We start from the raw sequence: 25794 nt of genomic DNA on the forward strand, positions 1-25794 counted from the left end.
CCGTCTGGCAGGTTATCCCCGTACGACGGGACTGTTTCGCCCGGGGCCTGCCCGTCCGTGGTGAGAACCGTCACAGACAGCCTACGGGGGCGGTCGGCGCACCCCCCGTCCGCCGGTCGTCCGGTTCGCACGTCCGGGTGAATCCTCACACTCCCTGGTCAGGCACCGGCAGCGGGCGCTTCTCGATCGCCGCGGCCATGATCTCCGGAAAGGCGTCCGGGGTGCAGGCGAAGGCCGGGGCCCCCAGGGCGGCCAGGGCGGCGGCGTGGGCGTGGTCGTAGGCGGGCGCACCTTCGTCGGAGAGCGCCAGCAGGGCGATGAACTGGACGCCGGCCGCCTTCATCGCGGCGACGCGCTTGAGCATGCCGTCCCGGATGCCGCCCTCGTAGAGGTCGCTGATCAGCACCACCACGGTCTCGGACGGCCGGGTGATCCTCGACTGGCAGTAGGCGAGCGCGCGGTTGATGTCGGTGCCGCCGCCGAGCTGGGTGGCGAACAGGACGTCGACCGGGTCGGTGAGCTGCTCGGTGAGGTCGACCACCGAGGTGTCGAAGACGACCAGCCGGGTGTCCAGCGTGCGCATCGAGGCGAGCACCGCGCCGAACACCGCCGAGTGCACCACCGACGGGGCCATCGAGCCGGACTGGTCGATGCAGAGGATGACGTCCTTCTTCACCGCGCGCTGGGCGCGGGCGTAGCCGACCAGCCGCTCGGGCACGACGGTGCCGTGCTCGGGCAGGTAGTTCTTCAGGTTGGCCCGGATGGTGCGGTCCCAGTCGATGTCGCGGTGGCGGGGCCGGTTGACCTTGGCGCTGCGGTCGAGGGCGCCGCCCAGGGTGGCCCTGGTGCGGTCGGCGAGCCGGCGCTCCAGATCGGCGACCACCTTGCCGACCACGGCCCGGGCGGTCTCCCGGGTGGTCTCGGGCAGCGCGTGCTTGAGCGACAGCAGGGTGCCGACCAGGTGCACGTCCGGTTCGACGGCCTCCAGCATCTCGGGTTCCAGCAGCAGCCGCTCCAGGCCGAGCCGGGCGATCGCGTCCTGCTGCATCAGCTGGACGACGGTGGACGGGAAGTACTCGCGGATGTCGCCCAGCCAGCGCGCCACCTGCGGGGCCGAGCCGCCCAGCCCGGCGCTGCGCCGGCCGCCGCGGGCCCCCCGGCCGCCCTCCTCGGGCGCGCCGCGGTAGAGCGCGGCCAGCGCGCCGTCCATCGCGGTGTCCCGGCCGCGCAGGGCGCAGCCGGTGCCGTCGGCCTCGCCGCCGAGCACCAGCCGCCAGCGGCGCAGCCGTTCGTCGGTCGTGGTCGCCATCAGGTCCTCCTTCACGGGTGTCAGGTGTTGCGGCCGGCGGCCTGCCGGGGGATCCGGGGGCGGGCGCCGAGCAGCAGGGCCACCACCGGGACGGCGGCGTCGGCCCGGGCCGGGTCGAGGGTGCCGCCCGGGGTCGGGGCCGCCGGGGCCTCGCCGAGCGGGCCGGCCGCGACCCGTCCGCCGATGGTGCTGCGGACGCCCGCCTCCAGCCCGGCGAAGGTGCGGCGCAGCAGCGGCAGGACGTCGGTGAAGACCTCGCCGGGCACGCCGGTCAGCCACTCGTCGAGCAGGGCGAGCAGGCGCGGGTCGTGCAGCAGCAGGGCGCCGCCGCCGGTGAGGAAGCCCTCGATCCAGCCGGCCGCGTCCGCCGGGGCGTTGGCGGTGGACAGGACCAGCCGCAGCCGGCCGGCGGCCTCCTCGGAGTCGAGCCGGCCGTCGTCCAGCAGCAGCCGGACGGCGCGCCCGCGCAGCAGGCCGGGGGCGCCGGTGGCCGGGCCGCCGGCCGGCTCGCGGCGGGCCAGCGAGCGCAGGGCGGCGGCCCAGCGGTCGGCCAGGGCCTCGGAACCGTCCGGGCCCCGGGAGGCTGCCGAGGTGCCCGGGCCCGCTGATTCGTCCAGGGCATCCGGGCCTTCCGGGGCGTCCGGCTCCGGACGGGCGGCCGGGCCGAGCAGGCCGATCGCGCCGTGCACCTCGTCGAGCCGGCCGCGCATCGCCGCCGCCCCCTCGGCGTCCAACCCGACGCAGGCGGGCGGCAGCCCGACGCAGATCCGGTCGGCCAGGCCGGTGGCGACCTCGCCGAGCGCGCCGTGGTCGGTGCCGCGCACGTCGCCGTAGCGCAGCGCCCGGACCAGCGCGGGCAGCGCCCCGGCCAGGTGCGCGACGTCGGTGTCCAGCGCGGCGCAGTCGGCGAGCACCCGCATCACGGCGGGCAGCGCGCCGGCCAGCCCGGCCAGCAGGCAGGTCTCCACCAGGCCGGTCAGCTCGGCGAGTTCGGCGGCGGCGCGGGCGGTGCCGACCGCCTTGCCGGTCGCCGCCTCCTCCACCGTGGTGCCCCACTGGGCGGCCTCGGCGATCCGGACCGCGAACTCGGGCTGCCAGCACAGCCGCCAGCTCTCCCGGAACGTCCCGGTCGAGTTGACCGCCGAGCGGGCCGGCACGCCCCAGTCGACACCCAGCAGCCGCAGCCTGTGCAGCAGCCGCGAGCGGGCCGCGTCGGTGTCCTTGCGCAGGTCGAGGTCGAGGTCCTTCGGCGCGGCCTCGGGCTTGAGCCGCAGCGTGCGCTGCCAGCGGGTGAGGTCCCGCTGGAGCGGCACCGCCGGTGCCGCGTCCGGGACTTCGCCGAGCGCGTCGCCGACCACCAGGCGGTCCCGGACGAGCTCCAGGGCGACGTCCGAACCCTCGCAGAGCACCGCCCGGACGGCGTCCAGGGTCTCGGTCAGGCCGGCCAGCGGGCGGCCGCGCAGCACCGCCAGCGTGCGGGCGAGCCGGACCGCCTCGATGACGTGGGCGGAGGAGACCGGGTGGTCCTCGGCGCGCAGCAGTTCGGCGGCCCGGGCGAGCCAGCGCGGCACCGGATCGCCCTCGGTGCCGAACAGATGGTGGTACCAGCCCGGTGACTGCACGCCCGCGCCGTAGCCGGTGGCCTGGGAGAGCCGGCGGTGCGTCCACGGCACCCAGGTGATGTCCGTCCGCACCTTCCGCGGCAGTGCGGCGAGCAGCGCCCGGTCGTGCGCGACCGTCGGCAGCACCGCCAGCGCGGGCACGTGGAAGGCCCCGCACACCACGGCGATCCGGCGGTGCCCGGCGCGGCGGGCGGCCCGGATCTGCTGGCGCATGTACGCCTCGCGCAGGTCGTCCCGCCGGGACTCGCCGAGGCCCTCCGCGCGCAGCGCCGCCATCGCCTCCGCGACGGCGGCGAACGGCGCCAGTCCGTCCGGGTCGTCCGCGCCGCCCGCACCGGGCGCGCGGTGCTCGACCACGTCCTCCCACCAGCGCTCCGGGTCGTCGTACCCGGCCGCCTCGGCGAGCAGCGCCAGCGGGTCGGCGACCGGCCCGGCGGGCTCCCCCGGCTCCCCGGCCTCCCCCGCCTCGGCGGCCTCGGCGGCGGGGCCGAGGCCGTACCCGGCGGGCAGGTCGATGAAGCGGACCGGCAGCTCCCGCTCGACGCCGTAGCGGATCGCCACCCACTCCGGGGAGAACTCGGCGTACGGCCAGAACGCGGCCCTCGCCGGGTCGTCCACCGCGTGGGCCAGCAGCGCGACCGGCGGCACCAGGCCGTTCCCGGCCGCGAGGTGGACGATGCCGTCGGCCTCCGGCGGGCCCTCGATCAGCACCGCGTCCGGCCGCCACCGCTCCAGCGCGGCGGCCACCGCCCGGGCCGAGCCCGGGCCGTGGTGCCGGATGCCGAGCAGCGCGACGTCCGCGGTCATCGCACCTCCTCGCGGGCGGCCCGGTAGAAGTCCTTCCAACCGTCGCGCTCGCGCACCACCCCTTCGACGTACTCGCGCCACACCGCGTGGTCCGCCACCGGGTCCCGGACGACGGCGCCGAGGATGCCGGCCGTCACGTCCCCGGCGCGCAGCACGCCGTCCCCGAAGTGGGTCGCCAGGGCGAGGCCGTTGGCCACCACCGAGATCGCCTCCGCCGTGGAGAGGGTGCCGCTCGGGCTCTTGACCTTCGTCCGCCCGTCCGTCGTGATCCCGGCCCGCAGCTCGCGGAACACGGTGACCACCCGCCTGATCTCCTCGGCGCCGCCGGGCAGTTCGGGCAGTTCCAGGGAGCGGCCGAGCTGGTTCACCCGGCGGGTGACGATGTCGACCTCCTCCTCCAGCGAGCCCGGCAGCGGCAGCACGACGGTGTTGAACCGCCGGCGCAGCGCGCTGGACAGCTCGTTGACGCCGCGGTCGCGGTCGTTCGCGGTGGCGATCACGTTGAAACCACGCACCGCCTGCGTCTCGCCGCCCAACTCCGGCACCGGCAGCGTCTTCTCGGACAGGATGGTGATCAGGCTGTCCTGCACGTCCGCCGGGATCCGGGTCAGCTCCTCGATCCGGGCGAGCTTGCCGTCCGCCATCGCCCGCATCAGCGGCGAGGGCACCAGGGCGTCCCGACTCGGGCCGTCGGTGAGCAGCCGGGCGTAGTTCCAGCCGTACCGGACGGCCTCCTCCGGGGTGCCGGCGGTGCCCTGCACCAGCAGGGTGGAGTCGCCGCTGACCGCCGCGGCCAGGTGCTCGGACACCCAGGTCTTCGCGGTGCCGGGCACGCCGAGCAGCAGCAGCGCGCGGTCCGTCGCCAGGGTCGTGACGGCGACCTCCACCACCCGGCGCGGGCCGATGTACTTGGGGGTGATCGGGGTGCCGTCGGGCAGTTCGCCGCCGAGCAGGTACGTCGCCACGGCCCACGGCGAGAGCTTCCAGCGCTCCGGGCGCGGACGGTCGTCCTGCGCGGCCAGCGCGGCCAGTTCACCGGCGAAGGCGTCCTCGGCATGCTGCCGCAGAACGTCGGTCACGGGGGCTCCTTCGGGTCGGCCGCCGGGCACACGGGTGCCCTCGGCGGCAGGGTGATCGGGGGGAGCTGGGGCCGGCGTCCCGGCCTGTGGGAACCACCCTGCACCCCGGCACTGACAAACCCCGGGGCGCTCCCGACGGGCGGTCAGCCGATGTCAGTGCCGCCGCCTACCGTCGGTCGCATGGAGGAACGCTGGAGCACCGAACACGTCCTGTCCCTGGCACCTGACGCCGCGTCGCAGAAGGCGGCCGGCAAGCTCTCCTCGCCCGCGCCCTGGTCCGGGGCGGGCACCGACGGCACCGCGCTCTGGGGCGAGTGCAAGGGCAGCGGCAGCACGCCGTACCGCACCGTGATCGAACTCGCCACGCCCGCCTACCAGTGCAGCTGCCCCAGCCGGAAGTTCCCGTGCAAGCACGCGCTCGGGCTCCTCCTGCTGTGGAGCGGCGCCCCGGAGGCCGTCCCGGCCGCCGAACCCGCCGCATGGGCGGCCGACTGGCTCACCTCCCGCGAGGAGCGCGCCGAGAAGCGCGCCGCGCCCCCCGCCGACCCGGCCGCCGCCCGCCGCCGGGCCGAGCGGCGCGGTGCCCGGGTGGCGGCCGGCGCGGCCGAGCTGCGGCTTCGCCTGGCCGACCGGATCCGGCACGGCCTGGCCGACCAGTCCACCGCCGGCCCCTGGGAGGAGGTCGCCGCCCGAATGGTCGACGCCCAGGCCCCCGGCCTGGCCACCCGGGTCCGCGAACTCGACGCCGCCCCGCAGGACCGGCTCCTGGAGGAGTACGCGATGCTGCACCTGCTCGCCACCGCCGCCACCCGCGTCGACGAGCTGCCGGCCGAACTGGCCGCCACCGTCCGCACCCGGGTCGGCTACCCCACCGACACCGCCGAGATCCTGGCCGGCCCCACCGTGCGCGACCGCTGGCAGGTGCTCGGCAGCCGCGACTCCGCCGACGAACGGCTCACCACCCGCCGGGTCTGGCTGCGCGGCGCCAAGACCGGCCGCCCCGCCCTGCTGCTCGCCTTCGGCCGCCCCGGCCAGGCCCCCGACCTCGCCCTGCCCACCGGCCACCTGCTGGAGGCCGACCTCGCCTTCCACCCCGGCGCCCGCCCGCTGCGCGCCGCCCTCGGCACCCGCTACGGCGCCCCCGAGCCCGGCCCGGCCGGCCCACCCGACGGCCTCACCGTCGCCGAGGCGGTCGCTGGCTACGGCACCGCCGTCGCCGACGACCCATGGCTGGACAGCTGGCCGACCGTCCTCACCGGCGCCGTGCCCGTCCGCACCCCGGACGGCTGGCACCTGACGGACGGCCACCACACCCTGCCCGTCCGCACCTCGGCCCTCCCGGAGGCGGCCCTGTGGCGGCTGGCCGCGGTCTCCACCGGCCGCCCGCTGACGGTCTTCGGCGAGTACGGCCACCAGGGCTTCGCCCCGGTCACGGCCTGGGCCGGCCACGACCGCCCGATCGGCCTCACCACCGTCTAGCGTCCAGAACACATCAGGAGCATCGAAGATGACGATCACCCAGGACCCGTGGGAGAGCCTGCACACCACCGCCCTGCTCGGCACCGACCGCCGCCCGCTCCCGGCCACCACCCTGCCGCTCGCCGACACCGTCGACCAGGCCGACCCGGCCACCGCGCTGCTGGAGCTGGCCGCCCTCGCCACCGTCCGCCGCCGGGCCGGCGCCCTGCCCGTCCCCGCCGCCGGACCACCCGGCCCGCCCGCGCCCGAGGACCGGCGCCCCGAGCTGCCCGCGGCGGCCGCCCGCCGGCTCGCCGTCCTGCTGGCCGGCCGGTCCGGCGGCAGCGGCGGCGCCACCCTGGCCAACCTCGCCGAACTGCTCCCGCAGTGGCTCGCCACCGCCCGCGCCCGGGGTCTGCGCCCGCCCGGCGCACTGATACCCGGCCTGCTCGACGCCGCCCGCGCCCGCAGCGAACTGCGCTCCGACGCCGTCGCGCTGGCCGGACCGCTGGGCCGCTGGCTGGCCGAGCAGAACCCCGACTGGCGCTTCGTGCTGCGCACCGCCACCCCCGACCCGGCCGAGCAGCCCGGCGGGCCCGTCGACCACCAGCTGTGGCACGAGGGCCTGTTCGCCGAGCGGGTCACCCACCTCACCCTGCTGCGCCGCCGCGATCCGGCCGCCGGCCTGGAGCTGCTGAGCGGCACCTGGTCCACCGAGCGCGCCGAGGACCGCCTGCTCTTCCTGGACGCCCTCCAGGACGGCCTCTCCGCCGCCGACGAACCCTTCCTGGAGGCCGCCCTCGGCGACCGCAGCAAGAACGTCCGCGCCACCGCCGCCGAACTGCTCTCCACCCTGCCCGGCTCGGCCCTCGCCCGGCGGATGGCCGAGCGGGCGAGGGTCGCCGTCCGCCTCGCCGCGGCCGGGACGCACCTGCTGGTCACCCCGCCCGCCGAGTGCGACGCGGCCATGCAACGCGACGGCATACCGCCCAAGTCCCCCACCGGACGCGGCGAACGGGCCTGGTGGTTCGGCGAGGTGATCGCCGCCGCACCGCTGCGGCTCTGGCCCGAGAGCACCGGCCTGGCACCGGAGCAGCTGCTCGCCCTGCGGGTCGGCGACAGCATCGACGAGACCAGCAGCAGCTGGGCCGACGACCTGCGCGAAGCCTGGGCGCGCGCCGCCGTCCGCCAGCACGACGCCGACTGGGCCCGGGCGCTGCTCGGCCCGGCGCCCGCACCGCCCGCCCGCGGCGCCGGACGGGCCCGCGCCCCCCGCGTCACCGGCGCCCCCGCCAAGCTGCTCGCCGTCCTCCCACCCGAGGAGCGGGCCGCCTGGACGGCCGCGTTCATCGAGGTGCACGGCCTGGGCGAGGCCTTCCAACTGCTCGGCGCCTGCGGCACGCCGTGGACGCCGCCGCTGTCCACCGCCGTGGTGACGGCCCTGGCCCGCGCCGCCGGCTCCGGCGCGTACCCGTGGAGCCACAGCGGGGTGCTCGGGATGACGGAACGCGCGCTCGCCCCGGAGACGGCGGCCGCCGTGGAGGAGCTGGCCGCCGGGGCCGCGCCCGACTCCGCCTGGTCGGAGACCTTCGCCCGGCTGGCCGGAACGCTGCGCTTCCGGGCCGCGATGCTCGCCGAACTCGACGCCTGACGCCTGGCACCTGAGACCCGGGCACCTGCCGCCCGCTCCCGAAGCGGCAGAACGACAGAACGACAGGACGGGCCGGCCCCGCCGAAGCCTGGGGCCGGCCCGTCCCGCACCGTCAACCTCAGCCGGCCGCCCGCAGGTTGGCCGCGACCCAGGCCACGACGTCCCGGGTGGACGTGCCCGGGGTGAAGATGTCCGCGACGCCCATCGCCTTGAGCTCGGCGATGTCGTCGTCCGGGATGATCCCGCCGCAGAAGACCTTGATGTCCGCCGCGTCGCGCTCCTTCAACAGCTCCAACACCCGTGCGCACAGCGTCATGTGGGCACCGGAGAGGATCGACAGCCCGATGCCGTCCGCGTCCTCCTGGATCGCGGTGTCGACGACCTGCTCGGGCGTCTGGTGCAGCCCGGTGTAGATGACCTCCATACCGGCGTCGCGCAGGGCGCGCGCAATGACCTTGGCGCCACGGTCGTGACCGTCGAGCCCCGGCTTGGCGACCACCACACGGATCGGCCCCGACACACTCATGACTGCCTCCTGGACCTCGTCGTCCACCATCCGACCGGACCTCGCGGGCCACGGGTGCGGTTAACGGCCAATAACCAACCTGAGGGGAGGTTAGCGCCACCCGGCCCGGTTGGCCGCGCCACCTCCCAAGAGGAGGGCAAAGTCACAGCCCCCGGCCTTGCTACCAGTGGGTATGCCCGTCCACCCGGCCACCGCACAGACCCCCGGCCGACCTCTTGACAACCGGAGGTTTTTCCGGGGCGTCGGCCTTGCGGCTACAGTCTCGGCTGATTTCTCCCCGCTTCCCCCGTACCGCTTTTCCCTGCCGCTTTCCCCGCCGCTCCCCCTGCCCGACGACGCGCCCCAGGCCCACCGAGGAGGCAGCCCCCGATGGCTCCCGACGCAGCCGCCCGCCCGACCCGTGCGGAGCTGCGCCTCGCCGCCCGCGAGGAGTCCCGCACCCAGCGCCGCGGCGCCGCCAAGGCCGCCACCAGAACCGCACTGCTGCGGGTCGCGCTGCCGTCGGTGGCCGCGCTCGGGGTCGCCGCCGCGGCGGCCGTCACCGTGCGGGGCGAGGCCGATCAGCACGCCCAGGCGGCCGGCCGGACGGCACGGACGGCGGTCGACGCCCCGGACGCCCAGGGCAACCCGAACAGCCCGGACAACCCGGCCGACGGCGGCGCCGAGGCCGCCAAGACGGCCGCCCGGCAGGCGGTCGCGGCCGGCGACCCGGCCCAGGCCTCCCGCGGTGACGCCCGCCAGCCGCTGGCCGGCGCCCAGCCCGCCGACACCCAGGGCACCCCGGGCGCGCAGGGCACCCCGGGCGCGCAGCCGAGCGCCGAGCCCGTCAAGCCCAAGGTGGTCATGCCGGTCGCCCGGCACGGCCTCGGTGAGCTGTTCGGCGAGGCCGGCACCCACTGGGCCAACCGCCACACCGGCATCGACTTCCCGGTGGACGGCGGTTCCGAGGTGATGGCCGTCACCGACGGCACGATCCGCACCCAGTGGAACCCGTCGTACGGCTACATGACGGTACTGAAGATGCCCGACGGCACCGAGGCCTGGTACTGCCACCTGCGGGCGTACAAGGTCCGCAAGGGGCCGGTGAAGCAGGGCGACGTCATCGCCTTCGTCGGCAGCAGCGGCAACAGCACCGGGCCGCACCTGCACTTCGAGATCCGCCCGGCCGGCAGCGGGCCGGTCGACCCGCTGCCGTGGTTCCTCTCGAACGGGCTCGACCCCCGCTGAGGCCCTGTCCGGCCGGGGAAACGCTCTAGAGCTTCTCCACCGGCGCGTAGCGCAGCAGCAGTTGCTTGCGGCCCTCCGAGCCGAAGTCGACCGTGGCCTGCGCCCGGTCGCCGACGCCGGTGACGCCCACCACCGTGCCCAGCCCGAAGGTGTCGTGGGTGACCCGGTCCCCGACCGCGAGCGAGACGGCGTCCCGTTCGACGGCCTGGCCGCCGCGTCGCGCCGACTGCCCCCAGCCCGCCTTCGGCTTCGACGAGGCCGACGAGCCCGAAGAACCCGACGAGGAGCGCGAACCACCGCCCCCCGACGAGGACTTGCCCCAGGACGACCCCGAGGAGAAGCCGCGCGCGGCCGGCGCCTGCGCCGCCCCCCTCCGCTTCCACTCCACCAGGTCCTCCGGGATCTCCTCCAGGAACCGCGAGGCCGGGTTGTACGCGGGCTGCCCCCAGGCGCTGCGCAGCACCGAGCGGGTCAGGTAGAGCCGCTGCCGCGCCCGGGTGAGCCCCACGTAGGCGAGCCGCCGCTCCTCCTCCAGCTCCTTGACCTGGTTGAGCGCCCGCATGTGCGGGAAGATCCCGTCCTCCATGCCGGTCAGGAAGACCACCGGGAACTCCAGGCCCTTGGCGGTGTGCAGGGTCATCATCGTGATGACGCCCCGGCCCTCCTCGTCGTCCGGGATCTGGTCGGAGTCGGCGACGAGCGCGACCCGCTCCAGGAAGTCGGGCAGCGAGCCGACCGGCGGGGTGCCCTCCTCGTCGGCGTCGGGCCGCTCGCCCGGGTCCTGCTCGTACTCCAGGGCGACGGAGGCGAGTTCCTGGAGGTTCTCCACCCGGGTCTCGTCCTGCGGGTCGGTGGAGGCCTGGAGTTCGGCCAGGTAGCCGGTCTCCTCCAGGACGGCCTCCAGCACCGCGGCCGGGCCCGCGCCCGACTCGACGACCTGCCGCAGCCCGGCCATCAGGACGTTGAACTTCTTCACCGCGTTGGCCGAGCGCGCGGCCATCCCGTACGCCTCGTCGACCCGCAGCAGCGCCTGGGCGAAGGAGATCCGCTCCCGTGCGGCCAGCGCGTCGACCATCGCCTCGGCCCGTTCGCCGATGCCGCGCTTGGGCACGTTGAGGATCCGGCGCAGCGGCACGGTGTCCTCCGGGTTGGAGAGCACCCGCAGGTACGCCAGGACGTCCCGGACCTCCTTGCGCTCGTAGAAGCGCACCCCGCCGACCACCTTGTACGGCAGGCCGACCCGGATGAACACCTCCTCGAACACGCGGGACTGGGCGTTCGTCCGGTAGAAGATCGCGACGTCGCCGGGCTTGGCGTCGCCCGCGTCGGTGAGCCGGTCGATCTCGTCGGCGATGAACTGGGCCTCGCCGTGCTCGTCGTCCGCGACGTAGCCGACGACCTTCTCGCCGTGCTCGCCGGCCGTCCAGAGCTTCTTCTCGCGCCGGTTGGCGTTGCGCTCGATGACGGCGTTGGCGGCGCTCAGGATGGTCTGCGTGGAGCGGTAGTTCTGCTCCAGCAGGATCGTGGTCGCGTTCGGGTAGTCCTCCTCGAACTGGAGGATGTTGCGGATCGTCGCGCCGCGGAAGGCGTAGATCGACTGGTCCGCGTCACCGACGACGCACAGCTCGGCCGGCGGCACCTCGGACAGGCGCCCGGCGGCCGGGTTCACGAACTCCCCGTCCACGGTGCGCTTCGGCGCGGCCGCGACGGATCCGCCGCTCAGCTCGCGGACGAGCATGTACTGGGCGTGGTTGGTGTCCTGGTACTCGTCGACCAGGATGTGCCGGAACCGGCGCCGGTAGTGCTCCGCGACGTCGGGGAAGGCCTGGAGCAGGTTCACCGTCGTCATGATGATGTCGTCGAAGTCCAGCGCGTTGGCCTCGCGCAGGCGCCGCTGGTAGAGCGTGTACGCCTCGGAGAGCTTCTTCTCCATCGGGTTGGCGGCCTGGTCGGCGAAGGTCTCCTCGTCGATCAGCTCGTTCTTCAGGTTGCTGATCTTCGCGGTGAAGGACTTCGGCGGGAACTGCTTCGGGTCCAGGTCGAGGTCGCGGCAGACCAGCGACATCAGCCGCTGCGAGTCGGCCGAGTCGTAGATCGAGAAGCTGGAGGTGAAGCCCAGCACCTTGGACTCGCGGCGCAGGATCCGCACGCACGCGCTGTGGAAGGTCGACACCCACATCGCCCGGGCCCGCGGGCCGACCAGCGCCTCGACGCGCTCGCGCATCTCGCCGGCGGCCTTGTTGGTGAAGGTGATCGCCAGGATCTCGCCCGGCTGCACGCCGCGGGCGCCCAGCAGGTGGGCGATCCGGTGGGTCAGCACCCGGGTCTTGCCGGAGCCGGCGCCGGCCACGATGAGCAGCGGCGAGCCCGCGTGCAGCACCGCCTCGCGCTGCGGGTCGTTCATGCCCTCCAGCAGCTGTGCCGGATCCACCACCGTGCGGGCGGCGCCGTTGCGGTACCAGGCGTCCCGCGAGGTCTCGGCGGCGTGGTCGGTCTGGAACAGCCCCTCCGGGATGGCCTCCTCGTAGGCCTCGTACGGGGCGTCGTCCTCGTACGGCGGGGGCTCCTCGTCGAGGGGCACGGCGGGCTGCTTCGACCCGGCGGCGGGTGCCTCGAAACCGGGGAGCGGGAGGTCGTCAAAGAGGCTACTCATGGCACTCCGAGTCTATGGCCACCCACCGACAAGCCCGCCCGGCCCGGAGAAAACCGGACCGGACGGGCTCGCGACCGGAGCTCAGCAGCACATGGGCTCGGCCGCCCGGGCCGGGGCTCAGACCAGCCGGCGGGCGGTGGCCCAGCGGGTCAGTTCGTGCCGGTTGCTCAGCTGGAGCTTGCGCAGGACGGCGGAGACGTGGCTCTCGACCGTCTTCACCGAGATGAAGAGCTGCTTGGCGATCTCCTTGTACGCGTAGCCGCGCGCGATCAGGCGGAGCACCTCGCGCTCGCGCTGGGTGAGGCGGTCCAGGTCCTCGTCGACCGGCGGGGTGTCGGTGGCGGCGAAGGCGTCCAGGACGAAGCCGGCCAGCCGGGGCGAGAACACCGCGTCGCCGTCGGCGATCCGAAAGATCGCGTTGACCAGGTCGGTGCCGGTGATGGTCTTGGTCACGTAGCCGCGCGCGCCGCCGCGGATGACGCCGATCACGTCGTCGGCGGCGTCCGACACCGACAGGGCGAGGAACTTGACCCCGCCCTGCTCGCCCATCAGCCCGGCCGAGCGGCGCAGCACCTCGACACCGCCGCCGCCGGGCAGGTGGACGTCGAGCAGCACCACGTCCGGCCGGGTCTCGGCGACGACCCGCACCGCCGACTCGACGTCGTCGGCCTCGCCGACCACGTCGATGCCGGTCGCCTCGGTGCGGCCGATCTCGGCCCGGACCCCGGTGCGGAACATCCGGTGGTCGTCCACCAGGACGACTCTCGCGGTGCGCTCCGGCGCTGCCTCAGTCATTCGTTCTCTCCATCTCCAGCTCGACCTCGGTCCCGCCGTCCGGCGCGGGCCGCACCCGTGCGGTGCCGCCGTTGCGCTTCATGCGGCCGATGATCGACTCCCGTACGCCCATCCGGTCCTCGGGCACCGTGTCGGGGTCGAAGCCGGGACCGTGGTCGCGGACGAACACCGACACCGTCTTCCCCTCCACCTCGGCGTAGACCTGGACCGGTCCCCCGCCACCGTACTTGGCCGCGTTGACGGTCGCCTCCCTCGCGGCCTGCATCTGGGCCGCGATCCGCTCGTCCATCGGGCAGTCGCCGACGATCACGACCTCGACCGGGACGCCGTGCCGGTCCTCGACCTCGGCGACGACGGCGCGCAGGCTCTCCGCCATGGTGTCGGGAGCGGCCTCGGCGGCGGCCTCCGGGCGGTACAGCCACAGCCGCAGCTCGCGCTCCTGGGCACGGGCCAGCCGCAGCACCTCCTTGGGGTCCTCGGCCCGGCGCTGGATCAGGGTCAGGGTGTGCAGCACCGAGTCGTGGACGTGCGCGGCGATCTCGGCCCGCTCCTGGGCGCGGATGCGGGCGGTGCGCTCGGCACCGAGGTCCTGCCACAGGCGCAGCCCGTACGGGCCGAGCAGCACCAGCACCCCGGCGAGCACCGCGAGCGAGGCCTCGACCACCGAGCCGAGCGTCGAGCCGCTGCCCTGCATGGCGAGGAAGGCGATGGTGCCGGCCACCACGAGCAGCACGCCGGTGCCGACCCGGGTGTAGGCGCCGCGCCGCTTGTCGCCCTCCTCCAGGCCGAACCAGCGCTGCCAGCGCGAGTCGTCGGCCTGCCGCCAGACCAGCGCGACGCCGACGCCGATCGCCAGCAGCGGCCAGGTGTACGGCTTGGCGGTCTGCAGGCCGAGCGCGTTGAGCAGGGCGGTGATGCCGATCACCATCATCACCAGGGCGGCGAGCTGGCCGAGGCCGCCCTGCCCGGTCTTTCCGGCCGCGCTGTCCTCCCCCTCCGCGGGGGCCGCGGCCGGCTCGCCCTGGAGGGCGTGCTGGAGCAGTTCGCGCAGCCGGCCGAGCCAGCCGCCGCGGCCCTTGCTCAGCGCGCCGCCCGGCTGCTGCCCCGACCCGGTCGGGACGAAGGCGCCGTTGACGTACACCCAGTGGGCGGCGCCGCGCTGCGCGGGCTCGCCGATGCCGATCGGCACCACGAACCAGAACGCCGCGTACAGCAGGGTGCCGATCCCCTGCGCGAAGAACAGCAGCACGAACGCGAGCCGCACCCACCGCACCGGGAGCCCGAGGTGCACCGCGAGCCCCTGCGCGACGCCGCCGAGCATCCGCCCCTGCGGGCTGCGGTAGAGCCGGCGGTACGGCGGCCGTCCGCCGTCGGGCGCGGTCGGGTCGGTGCCGCCCGACGGCACGGCGTCGGGGGCGAGGGATCGGGGGTCGGAACCGGGTGCTGCCACGCCACCGATGGTTCCACGCCCGCGCACGCGGACGCATCAGGGTGTGTCCCTGACCCCTTCTCAGGGACAAGTCAGGGTCCGGACAGGGCTCGCACCGGTTGGGCCGGGCCGGGGCAGCCGGGAGGATGGTGCCCATGACCGACGACCACCGCATCCAGGAGACCGGGCCCGCCGCCCCGCCGGAACCGGACCGCCCCCCGCTGACCAGGACCGAGCACCACCGCGTGGTGGCCGGCGTCTGCGGCGGCCTCGGGCGGCACCTGGACATCGACCCGGTGGTCTTCCGGGTGGTCACCGTGGTGCTCTGCCTCTCCGGCGGCCTCGGGCTGTTCCTGTACGGCCTGGCCTGGCTGATCGTCCCCACCGAGCCGGTGCCGGACGGCCGGGGCGGCACCCGGCACGGGCGCACCGAACTCCAGCGGGTGCTCACCGGCCGGGTGGACGGCCAGTCGGTCGGCGCGGTGCTGCTGGCCGTGATCGGTACCGGGGTGTTCTTCTCCTCGATGGGCCAGGACGACCAGCTGTTCCCGCTGCTGCTGCTCGCCGGCCTGGTCTTCCTGGCGGTGCGCTACGACCCGGACCGCCGCCGCGGCCGGCTGCGCCGACGCCGCCCCGGCGGCCCGTACGACCGCCACTACCCCGACGGGGACCAGTCCGGCCCGTACCCGTGGTCCGGGTCGGAGGACGACGAGGCCGCCCGTGCCCGGCACGCGGCCGAACGCGCCGCCGGAACGGTGCCCGCCGACTCCCCGGCCCCCGGCCCGACCGGCTACCTGTGGGACCCGCGCCACCCCGAGCGCAACCCGTACGGCGCCGGCCCCACCCCGCCCTTCGGCACCCCGGTGCCGCCGGCGGGCGGCCCGGCCCAGCCCTGGTGGCAGCGCGTCGACCTGCCCGCGGGCGACCCGCTGCGCAAGGACGGCCCGGCCTGCCGGCCCCGGCCCGCCGCCGCCCGGCACCCCCGGGAGCGGTCCGCGCTCGGCTTCTTCGGCCTGCTGCTGGCGATCGGCGCGGGTGCCGCAGTCTGGTCCGTCTCGGCCGGCCACACCAGCGTCACCGTGCTGAGTGCGACCGTGCTGGCCACCGCGCTGCTGGTGATCGGCCTGACGCTGCTGATCGGCTCGAAGTTCGGCCGGGCCCGCAAGCTCGCGGTGACGGGCCTGATGCTCACCCTGGCGCTGGTCTTCGTCGGACACTCCCCGGACTCCATGCGCAACGCCGTCGGCCAACGCGACTTCACCGTCATCGCCTCGGCCGACCTCCAGCCCCGGTACTCCCTGGGGGCCGGCCAGCTCCGGCTGGACCTGAGCGGGCTCGACCCGGCCGGGACCACCCTCACCAGCAAGGTCGAACTCGGCGCCGGCGAGCTGACCGTCATCCTGCCGCCGGACGTGACGGTGAACCTGGTGGCCCGGGTGGGCCTCGGCGACGTCTCCGCCCCCGGTGACCGCAACGACGGCACCGGCCGCCACACCTACCTGCTGCCACCCGGCAGCGGCCATCCGTCCAAGGGCACATTCGATCTCGAACTCGCGGTCGGGATCGGCAACATCAAGGTGGTCCAGCAGTGAGGAAGCACCGGCTCGACCTGTTCTCGCTGATCGCGGGGGCGCTGTTCAGCACGATCGCGGTGGTCTACCTGGTCGCGGCGCTCAACGACCAGGCGGTGAACGGCCGGATCGTCATCCCGGTCACCTTCATCGTGCTCGGCCTCGGCGGCCTGGCCGGTGCGGTCGCGGCGGTCACCCGGCGCGGCCGCACCGACCGCCGGGACTGAACCCGCCCGATCAGGCTCAGCTCTGCAGCGGCCCGAGGTTCAGCTTGTCGCCGGCCTGGGTGACGGTGTACTTCGGCAGCGGCTTGACCGCCGGCCCGTTGACCACCGCGCCGGTGGCGGCGTCGAACCGGGAGCCGTGGCAGGGGCAGTACAGCTGGCCGTTCTTCGGGGCGTCGACCGCGCAGCCGGAGTGGGTGCACACCGCGGACAGGCCGCAGTACTGGCCCGCCTTGGGCTGCACGATGTAGACGGCGTCCCCGGTGGCCGGGTCCTTGACCTGGGCCGAGCCGCCGACCGGCACGCTCGCGGCGGCCACCGAGGGGGCCGGTCCGGACGGCGCCGGGGTGGTGGCCGGGGCCGCGGACTGCTTGGGCGCGGAGTGCTTGGCCCGGCCGAAGGTCCGGGTGAGCGAGCCGGTGAGCAGCCCGGCGCCGCCGATCGCGACGGCGGCGATCCCGCCGTCCACCAGCGCCCGGCGCCTGACGCGGTCCTCGCCCAGCCCGCGCCCCCGGTCCCGGCCGGCCCGCCGGGCGAGGTAGCCGTCCACCGACAGGTCCGGGGTGCCGGCCAGCAGCAGCGGTGTCCAGGCCATCAGGTAGCCGAGGTCGTTGCCCAGGTAGTACGGCGAGACGCTCCAGCTGATGGACAGCCAGAGGCTGAGGTTGATCATCGCGCCGCCGAGCGCCGCGACCCGGCCCCAGAGGCCGAGCAGGGTGCCGAGGCCGACCGCCAGCTCGCCGAAGGCGACGGCGAGCGCGAACAGGGTGGGCGCGTCCAGGGCGGCGCCGAGCAGGAAGGAGATCGGGCTGCCGCCCTTGGCCGCCTGGGTCTGCGAGACGAACGACGCCGGGTCGGCCGCCCCGGCCAGGTAGTGCGCGTCGGACAGTTTGTCGAGGGCGGCGTACACGAAGGTGACGCCGAGGAAGAGCCGCAGCGGCAGCAGCGCGTACCGGGACGCGGACGCCCGCCACTGCGCCGCCCGGTCGGCCAGACCGGCCGCTCCCCCGACACCCGCTCCCCCGACGCCCGCTTCCCCGTCACCCGCCACGGAGTTGCCAGCCTCCGACATCGCTCACACCTTCCCTCGCGGCCCGCCACTCCCTGACAGGTCCGGTCCGCATTCTGCCCGCTCCCGATCGCTTTCGGTGGGAGGTCCCCACCCGGGCGGCCGCCCCACCGCGAACGGCCGTGCCGCCGCTCCCTGGTACGGGAACGACGGCACGGCCGTTCAGCAGCGGCTCAGCGGCCGGCGGGAGTGCTCACTCCCACTCGATGGTGCCCGGCGGCTTGCTGGTGACGTCGACGACGACGCGGTTCACGTCGCGGACCTCGTTGGTGATCCGGGTGGAGATCTTGGCCAGCACGTCGTACGGCAGGCGCGACCAGTCGGCGGTCATGGCGTCCTCGGACGAGACCGGGCGCAGCACGATCGGGTGACCGTAGGTGCGGCCGTCGCCCTGCACGCCCACGCTGCGCACGTCGGCGAGCAGCACGACCGGGCACTGCCAGATCTCGCGGTCCAGGCCGGCCGCGGTCAGCTCCTCGCGGGCGATCGCGTCGGCGTCGCGGAGCAGGTCCAGCCGCTCCTGGGTGACCTCGCCGACGATCCGGATGCCCAGGCCCGGGCCCGGGAACGGCTGGCGCTGGACGATCTCCTCCGGCAGGCCCAGCTCCTGGCCGACCATCCGGACCTCGTCCTTGAACAGCTTGCGCAGCGGCTCGACCAGCTGGAACTGGAGGTCCTCGGGCAGGCCGCCGACGTTGTGGTGGGACTTGATGTTGGCGGTGCCGGTGCCGCCGCCGGACTCCACCACGTCCGGGTACAGGGTGCCCTGGACCAGGAAGTCGACCGACTCGCCGTGCTCGCCGGCCTCGGCGACGATCTCGGCCTGCGCCTGCTCGAAGACCCGGATGAACTCCCGGCCGATGATCTTGCGCTTCTCCTCGGGGTCGGTGACCCCCTTCAGCGCGTTCAGGAAGCGCTCCGCGGCGTCGACGACCTTCAGCTGCACGCCGGTGGCCGCCACGAAGTCCTTCTCGACCTGCTCGGTCTCGCCCTTGCGCATCAGGCCGTGGTCGACGTACACGCAGGTCAGCTTGGAGCCGATGGCCTTGTTGACCAGGGCCGCCGCGACCGCGGAGTCCACACCGCCGGAGAGGCCGCAGATCGCGCGCTTCTCGCCGACCTGGGCGCGGATCAGCGCGACCTGCTCCTCGACCACGCTGCCGGTGGTCCAGGTCGGGGCGAGGCCGGCGCCGCGGTAGAGGAAGTGCTCCAGGATCTGCTGGCCGTGGTCGGAGTGCAGCACCTCGGGGTGGTACTGCACGCCGTAGAGGCGGGCCTCGTCGTTCTCGAAGGCCGCGACCGGGACCACCGCGGTGGACGCGGTGACGGTGAAGCCCTCCGGGGCGGCGGAGCAGGCGTCGCCGTGCGACATCCACACCGAGTGCTCCGCCGGAACGCCCTCGAACAGGGTGGAGCCGGTGCGGCTGACGGTCAGCGGGGTGCGGCCGTACTCGCGGGCGCCGGTGTTGTCGACCGTGCCGCCGAGGGTCTTGGCCATCAGCTGGAAGCCGTAGCACATGCCGAAGACCGGGACCCCGGCCTCGAAGATCGCGCGGTCGAGCTGCGGCGCGCCCTCTTCGTAGACCGACGACGGACCGCCGGAGAGGATGATCGCCTTCGGGTTCTTGGCGAGCATCTCGGCGACCGGCATGCTGCTCGGCACGATCTCGCTGTAGACCCGCGCCTCACGCACCCGACGGGCGATGAGCTGGGCGTACTGGGCGCCGAAGTCGACCACCAGGACGGTGTCGTTGTCCGGCGCGGACTGGACGGGAATTGCAGAGGACACAGACGGCCTTCCGGCAGCGGTACGAGAGGTGTCACACCGAACCGCTTCCCCGGCGGGGGCCGCGGCGGCGACGGGTGGGGGTGTCTGGACACCGATTCTACCGGGCTGTCCGGTTTCACTCGTCTGCCCGTCCAAACGACCGTGACCGGGCGGGGCCGCCTTTCGTTGCTTCAGACGACCGTACGACCGCGCCGCGCCCGCCAGACGCGCCGCCTTCGCCCCGGCCAGGGGCGCCGCCGTACGGACTTGCAGGACCACGCGTGGAGCTTCATCCCAGTCCACCGGCGCATGTGGCGCCGCCGCCCCGGCCCCGCCGGGAGTGCGGCGCCGTGGGACCGTGCGCGGGTGCCGCGGCCGGACAGCAGGGGACAGCGACCCCGGCCGCGACTGGACCGAGAGGTGGGACGGCCGGTCCCCGGGGACGCCCGGGCCGGTCGTCGCACCCCCGTCGCGAGCCGGGCACGCCCGGGCGCACACCCTTTCCCGTCCCGCGCCGCTACGCGCGTCCCCGTGCGCCGCAGCCACTCACACCACTACACACCGTGATCATCGACGCCTCGTGTCGACACCTGCCCACAACCGCCCGACGGGGCGGAACGAGGCCCGCACCCGCGCCCGGGCCACACCCGGGAGTCGGCACCCGCACCAAATGTGCCGGGTCGAACTGTGCCGAATCGGTTGCAGAGCAAGCCCTTCGTCCAGCACGATGCTGCGTGGAAGCGGTTCTCCCGGCGGCCGGCAGGCTCACCGTGGAGGCCCCGACCGATGCCGCCGCACTGGGCGGCAGCCCCGTACGCCACCTCACGCTCCGTGAGCGAAGGCCCGGCGCAGACCTGCGCGCCGACCCGCCACACCGCGAGCGTGCGCGCCCCGCGCCACCGGCCACCCACGCCGGGCCGCGACGGCGCGACCCCGAAGCCGACCGACCCGACGGCGCCCCTCCCCCGGCGCCGTCACCCCCAGCACCGGCGCAGCCCTGACGCCGCGTGCTGAGCGACAAAGGGCCCCGTTCCCCCGCGGGGCCCTTTGCCCTGTCCGGGCCGCCCGGCTCAGGGCCGCTCCGCTCAGACCGCTCCGCCCACGGCTGCCCGGCTCAGGGCTGCTTGCGCCAGACGCTCGGATCGACCGGCTCCTCGGCCGACGCCCCGGGCGGCGGCACCAGCGGCGCGTCGTCCGAGCCGACCACGTCGCCCACCCCCGCCCCGGAGGCGTACGGCTGCGGCTCCGACCCGGCCTCGTACGGCGCCCCCGGCGGCGGCACCGCGCCGTACGGGGGCGCACCGTACGGCGGAGCGCCGTAGGCGTCCTCGCGGGCCACCGCGCCCCGGCCGCGGACGGCCGCCAGCAGCGGCGGCACCAGCAGCGCGCCGATCGCCGCCCAGATCAGGTTGGCCACCAGCACACTGGCGAAGCCCAGGTTGATCGAGGTGTCCCGGGACAGCACCGTCTGGTTGGCGAAGGTGTCCCACCCCGGGGTCGCCGAGGACGTCGAGGTCGTCATCAGCGCACCGCCCACCGCCATCAGCGCGGTGAGCGCCACGGCGTGGACGGCCGCCAGCCGGAGCCGGTCGGCCGCGTCCAGCCGCCGCCGGTACGCCGACCAGCCGAGGACGCCCGCCGTGGCGAGGGCCAGCAGGCCGGTCCAGCGCCAGTCGGCGGTCTGGTCGTGCAGGTCGAAGAAGGAGATTTCCCCCCTGTCGGGGGTGTCCCGCCAGTCGCCGCCGATCGCGACCGCCGCGTCGCTCGCCCCGCCGCTCGCCCCGTTGAACGCCTGCAAGGTCGCCCCCGAGCCCAGGCCGAGCAGGCCCAGGCCGAGGTTGGGCAGGAAGGCCACCGAGACCGGGATCTGCCAGCCCTCGTCGCTGTTGACGGCGACCAGCACGAAGCCCGTCACCGAGGCCAGGCCCAGTGACAGTGCCAGCGCCCGGCCGGCCGTGAGCGCGGCGACCGCCCAGCCGCGCACCGCCCGGCTGCGCCAGGCGGCCCAGCGCAGCGCGTCGGTGCCGTGGACGGCGAAGGCCGTCAGCGCGGCGAGCAGGGCGGTCCAGCCGGTCGCCTCCAGCCAGCCGGAGTCCACGGTGTACGTCACCCCGAGGGCGCGGCCGACGAGGCCGGTGCGCTGCGGCTCCCAGGACGTCCCGCCGGCCAGCCCGAGCAGCGCGGTCACTACGGCCAGGACCACCGCGGTGCGCAGCGCCTCGCCCGCGGCCTGGGCCCGGGTGAGCTGGAGGCCGGCGGCCCGGCGGCGGCGCGCCCCGGTCCGCAGGCCGAGCCAGAGCGCCAGCGCCCACAGCACGGTGACCGTCAGCGGCACCGCCCGGAGCAGCGCGTCCATGCCCGCCGCGTCGCCGCGTCGCAGCGCGGTGGTGTACCCGAGCTTGAACGGCGCGCCGAGCGCGCTCAGCGCCATCGACAGGGCGGCGCCGAAGCGCTCGCCGAACCCGGGCGCCCGGACCAGGTAGGCGTACTGGTAGTCGCTCGGGACCGCCACGATCAGCGCCGCCAGCAGCAGCACGGCGGTCGGGGCGATGGCGACCAGGAGCGCCGGGCGCCAGTCCGCGCCGACCAGCCGGCTCAGCACGCTCGGCCGGCCGGCCCGCGGGTCGTACGGCTGCCCGGCGCCCCAACTGCCCAGCGTGGGCGGCCCGGCGGGCTGCGGGTGGCCCGGGCCGTACCCGGGCGGCGGGCCGTAGCCGGGCGCGGGCGGCGGCGGCCCGTAGCCGGGCGGCGAAGGCGGAGGCGGGTACCCGGGCGCGGCGGACGGCGGACCGTACGCCGGCGGGGGCGGTACGGCGGGCGGCACAGCCGGCGGAACGACGGGAGGTACCGCGGGCATGGCGGCCGTCGGCGAGGGCGGCGTCAGCGGCCGCCCGCACGAGACGCACGCGGGCGCCCCTTCCACCGATGCCGCGCCGCACGATGCGCAGATGGCCATGGACCGGTTTCCCCCCGCTCGACGAGTTCCTGGTCCCCCAGAAAGCCCGTTTATCCCATCGGATCCGAACGAATGTCAACCGGGTACCGAGCCGGGCGGGTTGGCCCGTCGGGGCCTGCTCAGCCGCGCTTCTTCGGGACCTCCGGGACGGGCAGCAGCGGCAGTCGGAGCGCGCCGAACGCGTCCTCCGGGACGGCCGGCCGGGCCGGCGCCACCGGGGCGACCCGCCGGTAGGCCTCGCCCTGGGCCGGGCGGCGGTCCGCCTCGCCCTTGTTGGGCCACATCGACATGGCGCGCTCGGCCTGCGCGGTGATCGTCAGCGAGGGGTTCACCCCGAGGTTGGCGGAGACGGCCGCGCCGTCGACCACGCTGATCCCCGGGTGGCCGTACAGCCGGTGGTAGGGGTCGACCACGCCGGTTTCGGGGGCGTCGCCGATCGGGCAGCCGCCGAGGAAGTGGGCGGTCATCGGGATGTCGAAGATCTCGCCGGCGCTGCTGCCCGCGAAGCCGTTGATCTGCTCGGCCAGCGCCTGGGCGCCCTGTTCGGCGGCCGGGATCCAGGTCGGGTTGGGGGCGCCGTGGCCCTGGGCGGAGGTGAGCCGGCTCTTGCCGAGCAGGTCCTTCTTCAGCGAGACGGTGATCGAGTTGTCCAGCGACTGCATCACCAGGCCGATGATCGTCTTCTCGGACCAGCGGTGCTGGTTCATCGAGCGGGCGAAGGTCACCGGGTGGCGCACCGACCCGCCCAGGTAGCGCAGCCAGCGCGGGGCCCGTCCGCCGCCCTTGACCTGGGCTATCGACAGCGCGCCCATCGCGTTGGAGCCCTTGCCGTAACGGACCGGTTCGATGTGGGTGCTGGCGTCCGGGTGGATCGAGGAGGTGATCGCCACGCCCTTGGTGAAGTCCACCCGGGTGCCGTAGCGCCGGTCGGTGGTCTGCGCGCCCACCAGCGCCTCGGAGTTGGTGCGGGTCAGCTCGCCGAGCCGGCCGGAGATCCGGGGCAGGTGCCCCCCGTCACGCATCCGGTGCAGCAGCGACTGGGTGCCGTACGTCCCGGCCGCGACCACCACCCGGGCGGCGGTGATGGTCCGCGCGCCCGCCTTCACCCGGTCGGTGCGGGAGCGGGAGTCGGTCCGGCGCACGTCCACCGCGTAACCGCGGCTCCCGTCGGCGCCGGGAAGCTCCCGGATCCGGGCCACCGTGGTGAGCGGGTGGATCTCGGCGCCGCCCCGCTCGGCCAGGTGCAGGTAGTTCTCGGTGAGCATGTTCTTGGCCCCGTGCCGGCAGCCGGTCATGCACTCGCCGCACTCCACGCAGGCCTTGCGGGCCGGCCCGGCGCCGCCGAAGTACGGGTCGGCGACCTCGTCCCCGGGCGCCGCCTCGGCCCTGCCGCCGGCGTCCTGGCCGTCCCCGAAGAAGACCCCGACCGGCGCCATGTGGAAGGTGTCGCCCACCCCCATCTGCTCGGCGGCGGCCTTGAGGTGCACGTCGGAGGGGGTGACGGTCGGGTTGAGCCGGACCCCGAGCATCCGCTGCGCCTGGTCGTAGAACGGCGCCAACTCCTCCTGCCAGTCGGTGATGTGGCGCCACTGGCGGTCCTCGAAGAAGGCCTTCGGCGGCACGTACAGGGTGTTGGCGTAGTTCAGCGAGCCGCCGCCTACCCCGGCGCCGGCCAGGATCAGCACGTTGGCCAGCAGGTGGATCCGCTGGATGCCGTAGAGGCCGAGCTTCGGCGCCCACAGGTAGTTCGGCAGGTCCCAGGAGTTCCTGGGCAGTTCGTCCCGCTCGAAGCGCCGGCCGGCCTCCAGGACGGCGACCCGGTAGCCCTTCTCGGTCAGCCGCAGCGCGGCGACCGAACCACCGAAGCCGGAGCCGACCACGACCACGTCGTAGTCGAACTCCGCCGCACCGCCGGACTCCACCATCTGCCACTGCTCCTTCGGGACGCGAACCTGACTACGGGACGGGCGAACCTGACTGCGGGACGGCCGGATCGGACGGTCCGGGACGGCTACTTGAACCGCAGCGCCTTCAGCACCCGCAGCCCGCCGGTCATCACCGCGGCGAACTGCCGGTCGTCCAGGCCGAACGCGGGCGCGATCGGCATCAGCCGCTGGGTCGCGACGGTCTGCGCCTCGGTGAAGCGCAGGATGCCCTCGGCACCGTGGCGGCGGCCGAGCCCGGAGTCGCCCATGCCGCCCATCGGCGAGCCGATCGAGCCGTACGCGGCCGCGTAGGCCTCGTTGACGTTGACCGTGCCGGTGCGCAGCCGGGCCCCGACCGCCCGGCCGCGCCGGGCGTCCCTGGTCCAGACGCTGGAGTTCAGGCCGTACGGCGTGGAGTTGGCGGCGGCCACCGCCTCGTCGTCGGTGTCGAAGCGGTAGACGGAGACGACCGGGCCGAAGGTCTCCTCGCCGCAGACCGCCATGTCCGGGGTCACCCCGTCGAGGATGGTCGGCTCGAAGAAGTACGGGCCGAGGTCGGGCCGGGCCCGGCCGCCGGCCAGCACGGTGGCGCCCGCCTTGACCGCCTCCTCCACGTGCCGGGTGGTGGTCTCCAGCTGGCGGACGGAGACCAGCGAGCCCATGTCGGCGCCGTAGGCGAGGCCGCCGCCGAGGCGCAGCGCCCGGGTGCGGGCGGCGAAGCGCTCCAGGAAGTCGTCGGCCACCGAGCGGTGCACCAGCAGCCGCTCGATCGAGATGCACAGCTGCCCGGCGGAGGAGAAGCAGGCCCGCACGGCGCCCGCGGCGGCCCGGTCGAGGTCGGCGTCGGCGAGGACCAGCATGGCGTTCTTGCCGCCGAGTTCGAGCGAGGCGCCGACCAGCCGGGCGGCGGCGCGCTGGGCGACCTCGCGGCCGGTGCGGGTGGAGCCGGTGAACGAGACGTAGTCGGCGTGCTCCACCACGGCGGGGCCGATCACCGGGCCGTCGCCGAGCACGACCTGCCACAGGTCGGCCGGCAGCCCGGCCTCGATCAGCAGCTCGCGGGCCCACAGCGCGGTCAGCGCGGTCTGCGTGTCCGGCTTGTTGACCACGGCATTGCCGGCCGCGAAGGCGGGCAGGACGTCGCCGACGGACAGCTCCAGCGGGTAGTTCCAGGGCGAGATGTGGCCGATCACGCCCTTGGGCCGGCGGGCCTCGACCGCGTGGGTGAGCACCGGCAGCGCCCCGCCGCGCCGCTTGTCCCGGAGGTAGCCGTGCGCGGCCCGCCCGTAGTGCCGGGCGGCCATGGCGGTGGCCAGCACCTCCTCGAAGGCGTGCAGCCGGGCCTTGCCGGTCTCGGCCTGGACGAGGTCCAGCACCTCGTCCTGCCGCTTGAGCAGCAGGTCGTGGAAGCGCAGCAGGACGGCCGCGCGGCGGCGCACCGGCAGCGCGGCCCAGGCCGGCTGGGCGCGGCGGGCCAGTTCGAAGGCGACCTCGACGTCGGCCGGGGTGGACTGGGGCAGGCTCGCCAGCCGCTCGCCGGTCAGCGGGGCGACGGTCTCCACCAGGCTGGGCTCGCCGGTGGCGGTGACGCCGGCGGCCAACCGGGCGACCAGGGACGGCGGGACGGCCGCCGCGACGGTCCGGCCCCCGCCGGGGGCGGGCGGGTTCCCGGTCGCGGGGTGTTCGGTGGCCGCTGCGCCTGCTGTGAGGTCCGACATACGGCGC

General features: G+C 75.1%; 17 protein-coding genes. 5 read left to right on the top strand and 12 right to left on the bottom strand.

Features of this window, described 5'->3' with window-relative positions; all coding sequences use genetic code 11:
* Window positions 1-145: 145 nt before the first annotated feature.
* From AB0R04_RS08360 to AB0R04_RS08370, 3 genes are read right to left on the bottom strand one after another with little or no spacing between them, the layout of a single operon-like run.
* On the bottom strand, window positions 146-1309 hold the full coding sequence (locus AB0R04_RS08360) for a VWA domain-containing protein (RefSeq protein ID WP_363369249.1): 1164 nt from the start codon (window positions 1307-1309) through the stop codon (window positions 146-148).
* A 20-nt stretch (window positions 1310-1329) separates the two neighbouring features.
* Window positions 1330-3738 carry a DUF5682 family protein gene (locus AB0R04_RS08365; protein ID WP_363369251.1) on the bottom strand — a complete coding sequence of 803 codons (2409 nt, stop codon included), beginning with the start codon at window positions 3736-3738 and terminating at the stop codon, window positions 1330-1332.
* Complete coding sequence (locus AB0R04_RS08370) at window positions 3735-4847, bottom strand: AAA family ATPase (RefSeq protein WP_363369253.1); 1113 nt, start codon at window positions 4845-4847, stop codon at window positions 3735-3737. Before AB0R04_RS08370 ends, AB0R04_RS08365 begins: the two co-directional genes overlap by 4 nt.
* Window positions 4848-4997: 150 nt before the next feature.
* Here AB0R04_RS08370 and AB0R04_RS08375 point away from each other — a divergent pair, with 150 nt between their 5' ends.
* Complete coding sequence (locus AB0R04_RS08375; protein ID WP_063349016.1) at window positions 4998-6296, top strand: SWIM zinc finger family protein; 1299 nt, start codon at window positions 4998-5000, stop codon at window positions 6294-6296.
* A gap of 28 nt (window positions 6297-6324) precedes the next feature.
* Window positions 6325-7926, top strand: a complete 1602-nt coding sequence (locus AB0R04_RS08380; protein WP_363369255.1) for a DUF5691 domain-containing protein — start codon at window positions 6325-6327, stop codon at window positions 7924-7926.
* A 118-nt stretch (window positions 7927-8044) separates the two neighbouring features.
* Here AB0R04_RS08380 and AB0R04_RS08385 read toward each other — a convergent pair whose 3' ends face one another.
* A complete protein-coding gene (locus AB0R04_RS08385; RefSeq protein ID WP_063351339.1) occupies window positions 8045-8452 on the bottom strand; it encodes a cobalamin B12-binding domain-containing protein in 408 nt (135 codons plus the stop codon).
* Between the two features lie 369 nt (window positions 8453-8821).
* On the opposite strand from AB0R04_RS08385, the gene AB0R04_RS08390 reads away from it, so the two are divergent.
* The gene (locus AB0R04_RS08390; RefSeq protein WP_363369257.1) at window positions 8822-9679 is read left to right on the top strand and encodes a peptidoglycan DD-metalloendopeptidase family protein; all 858 of its coding nucleotides are present in this window, start codon (window positions 8822-8824) and stop codon (window positions 9677-9679) included.
* A 25-nt stretch (window positions 9680-9704) separates the two neighbouring features.
* On the opposite strand, the gene pcrA is transcribed toward AB0R04_RS08390, so the two are convergent.
* From pcrA to AB0R04_RS08405, 3 genes are all read right to left on the bottom strand, one after another.
* Window positions 9705-12332, bottom strand: a complete 2628-nt coding sequence (gene pcrA / locus AB0R04_RS08395; protein WP_363369259.1) for a DNA helicase PcrA — start codon at window positions 12330-12332, stop codon at window positions 9705-9707.
* Between the two features lie 117 nt (window positions 12333-12449).
* The gene (locus tag AB0R04_RS08400) at window positions 12450-13127 is read right to left on the bottom strand and encodes a response regulator transcription factor (protein ID WP_063349012.1); all 678 of its coding nucleotides are present in this window, start codon (window positions 13125-13127) and stop codon (window positions 12450-12452) included.
* A complete protein-coding gene (locus tag AB0R04_RS08405) occupies window positions 13120-14532 on the bottom strand; it encodes a PspC domain-containing protein (RefSeq protein ID WP_363369400.1) in 1413 nt (470 codons plus the stop codon). The genes AB0R04_RS08400 and AB0R04_RS08405 overlap by 8 nt, the downstream gene beginning before the upstream one ends.
* A 179-nt stretch (window positions 14533-14711) precedes the next feature.
* On the opposite strand from AB0R04_RS08405, the gene AB0R04_RS08410 reads away from it, so the two are divergent.
* Window positions 14712-16148, top strand: coding sequence for a PspC domain-containing protein (locus tag AB0R04_RS08410; RefSeq protein WP_363369262.1), 1437 nt, complete (start codon window positions 14712-14714; stop codon window positions 16146-16148).
* Window positions 16145-16354 (top strand): hypothetical protein, encoded by a 210-nt coding sequence (locus tag AB0R04_RS08415; protein WP_063349010.1) that lies wholly within the window; start codon window positions 16145-16147, stop codon window positions 16352-16354. The genes AB0R04_RS08410 and AB0R04_RS08415 overlap by 4 nt, the downstream gene beginning before the upstream one ends.
* Window positions 16355-16370: 16 nt before the next feature.
* On the opposite strand, the gene AB0R04_RS08420 is transcribed toward AB0R04_RS08415, so the two are convergent.
* From AB0R04_RS08420 to AB0R04_RS08440, 5 genes are all read right to left on the bottom strand, one after another.
* Window positions 16371-17423, bottom strand: coding sequence for a Rieske (2Fe-2S) protein (locus AB0R04_RS08420; RefSeq protein WP_363369264.1), 1053 nt, complete (start codon window positions 17421-17423; stop codon window positions 16371-16373).
* A gap of 190 nt (window positions 17424-17613) precedes the next feature.
* Window positions 17614-19209, bottom strand: coding sequence for a glutamine-hydrolyzing GMP synthase (gene guaA / locus AB0R04_RS08425; protein WP_063349008.1), 1596 nt, complete (start codon window positions 19207-19209; stop codon window positions 17614-17616).
* 1093 nt (window positions 19210-20302) lie between these two features.
* Window positions 20303-22045 carry a hypothetical protein gene (locus AB0R04_RS08430; RefSeq protein WP_363369266.1) on the bottom strand — a complete coding sequence of 581 codons (1743 nt, stop codon included), beginning with the start codon at window positions 22043-22045 and terminating at the stop codon, window positions 20303-20305.
* Between the two features lie 218 nt (window positions 22046-22263).
* The gene (locus AB0R04_RS08435) at window positions 22264-24069 is read right to left on the bottom strand and encodes a GMC family oxidoreductase (RefSeq protein WP_063349006.1); all 1806 of its coding nucleotides are present in this window, start codon (window positions 24067-24069) and stop codon (window positions 22264-22266) included.
* 86 nt (window positions 24070-24155) lie between these two features.
* A complete protein-coding gene (locus tag AB0R04_RS08440) occupies window positions 24156-25787 on the bottom strand; it encodes a succinic semialdehyde dehydrogenase (protein WP_363369269.1) in 1632 nt (543 codons plus the stop codon).
* Window positions 25788-25794 lie beyond the last annotated feature (7 nt).

Origin of the sequence: Kitasatospora sp. NPDC056731, assembly GCF_040687675.1 — a bacterium.
GTDB lineage: Bacteria > Actinomycetota > Actinomycetes > Streptomycetales > Streptomycetaceae > Kitasatospora.

Excerpts from the sequence above, each read along its gene's own strand:
- AB0R04_RS08360 (WP_363369249.1), bottom strand. The coding sequence starts at position 1,309 with ATGGCGACCACGACCGACGAACGGCTGCGCCGCTGGCGGCTGGTGCTC.
- AB0R04_RS08365 (WP_363369251.1), bottom strand. The coding sequence starts at position 3,738 with ATGACCGCGGACGTCGCGCTGCTCGGCATCCGGCACCACGGCCCGGGC.
- AB0R04_RS08375 (WP_063349016.1), top strand. The coding sequence starts at position 4,998 with ATGGAGGAACGCTGGAGCACCGAACACGTCCTGTCCCTGGCACCTGAC.
- AB0R04_RS08380 (WP_363369255.1), top strand. The coding sequence starts at position 6,325 with ATGACGATCACCCAGGACCCGTGGGAGAGCCTGCACACCACCGCCCTG.
- AB0R04_RS08385 (WP_063351339.1), bottom strand. The coding sequence starts at position 8,452 with ATGAGTGTGTCGGGGCCGATCCGTGTGGTGGTCGCCAAGCCGGGGCTC.
- AB0R04_RS08390 (WP_363369257.1), top strand. The coding sequence starts at position 8,822 with ATGGCTCCCGACGCAGCCGCCCGCCCGACCCGTGCGGAGCTGCGCCTC.
- pcrA (WP_363369259.1), bottom strand. The coding sequence starts at position 12,332 with ATGAGTAGCCTCTTTGACGACCTCCCGCTCCCCGGTTTCGAGGCACCC.
- AB0R04_RS08400 (WP_063349012.1), bottom strand. The coding sequence starts at position 13,127 with ATGACTGAGGCAGCGCCGGAGCGCACCGCGAGAGTCGTCCTGGTGGAC.
- AB0R04_RS08410 (WP_363369262.1), top strand. The coding sequence starts at position 14,712 with ATGACCGACGACCACCGCATCCAGGAGACCGGGCCCGCCGCCCCGCCG.
- AB0R04_RS08420 (WP_363369264.1), bottom strand. The coding sequence starts at position 17,423 with ATGTCGGAGGCTGGCAACTCCGTGGCGGGTGACGGGGAAGCGGGCGTC.
- AB0R04_RS08430 (WP_363369266.1), bottom strand. The coding sequence starts at position 22,045 with ATGCCCGCGGTACCTCCCGTCGTTCCGCCGGCTGTGCCGCCCGCCGTA.
- AB0R04_RS08435 (WP_063349006.1), bottom strand. The coding sequence starts at position 24,069 with ATGGTGGAGTCCGGCGGTGCGGCGGAGTTCGACTACGACGTGGTCGTG.
- AB0R04_RS08440 (WP_363369269.1), bottom strand. The coding sequence starts at position 25,787 with ATGTCGGACCTCACAGCAGGCGCAGCGGCCACCGAACACCCCGCGACC.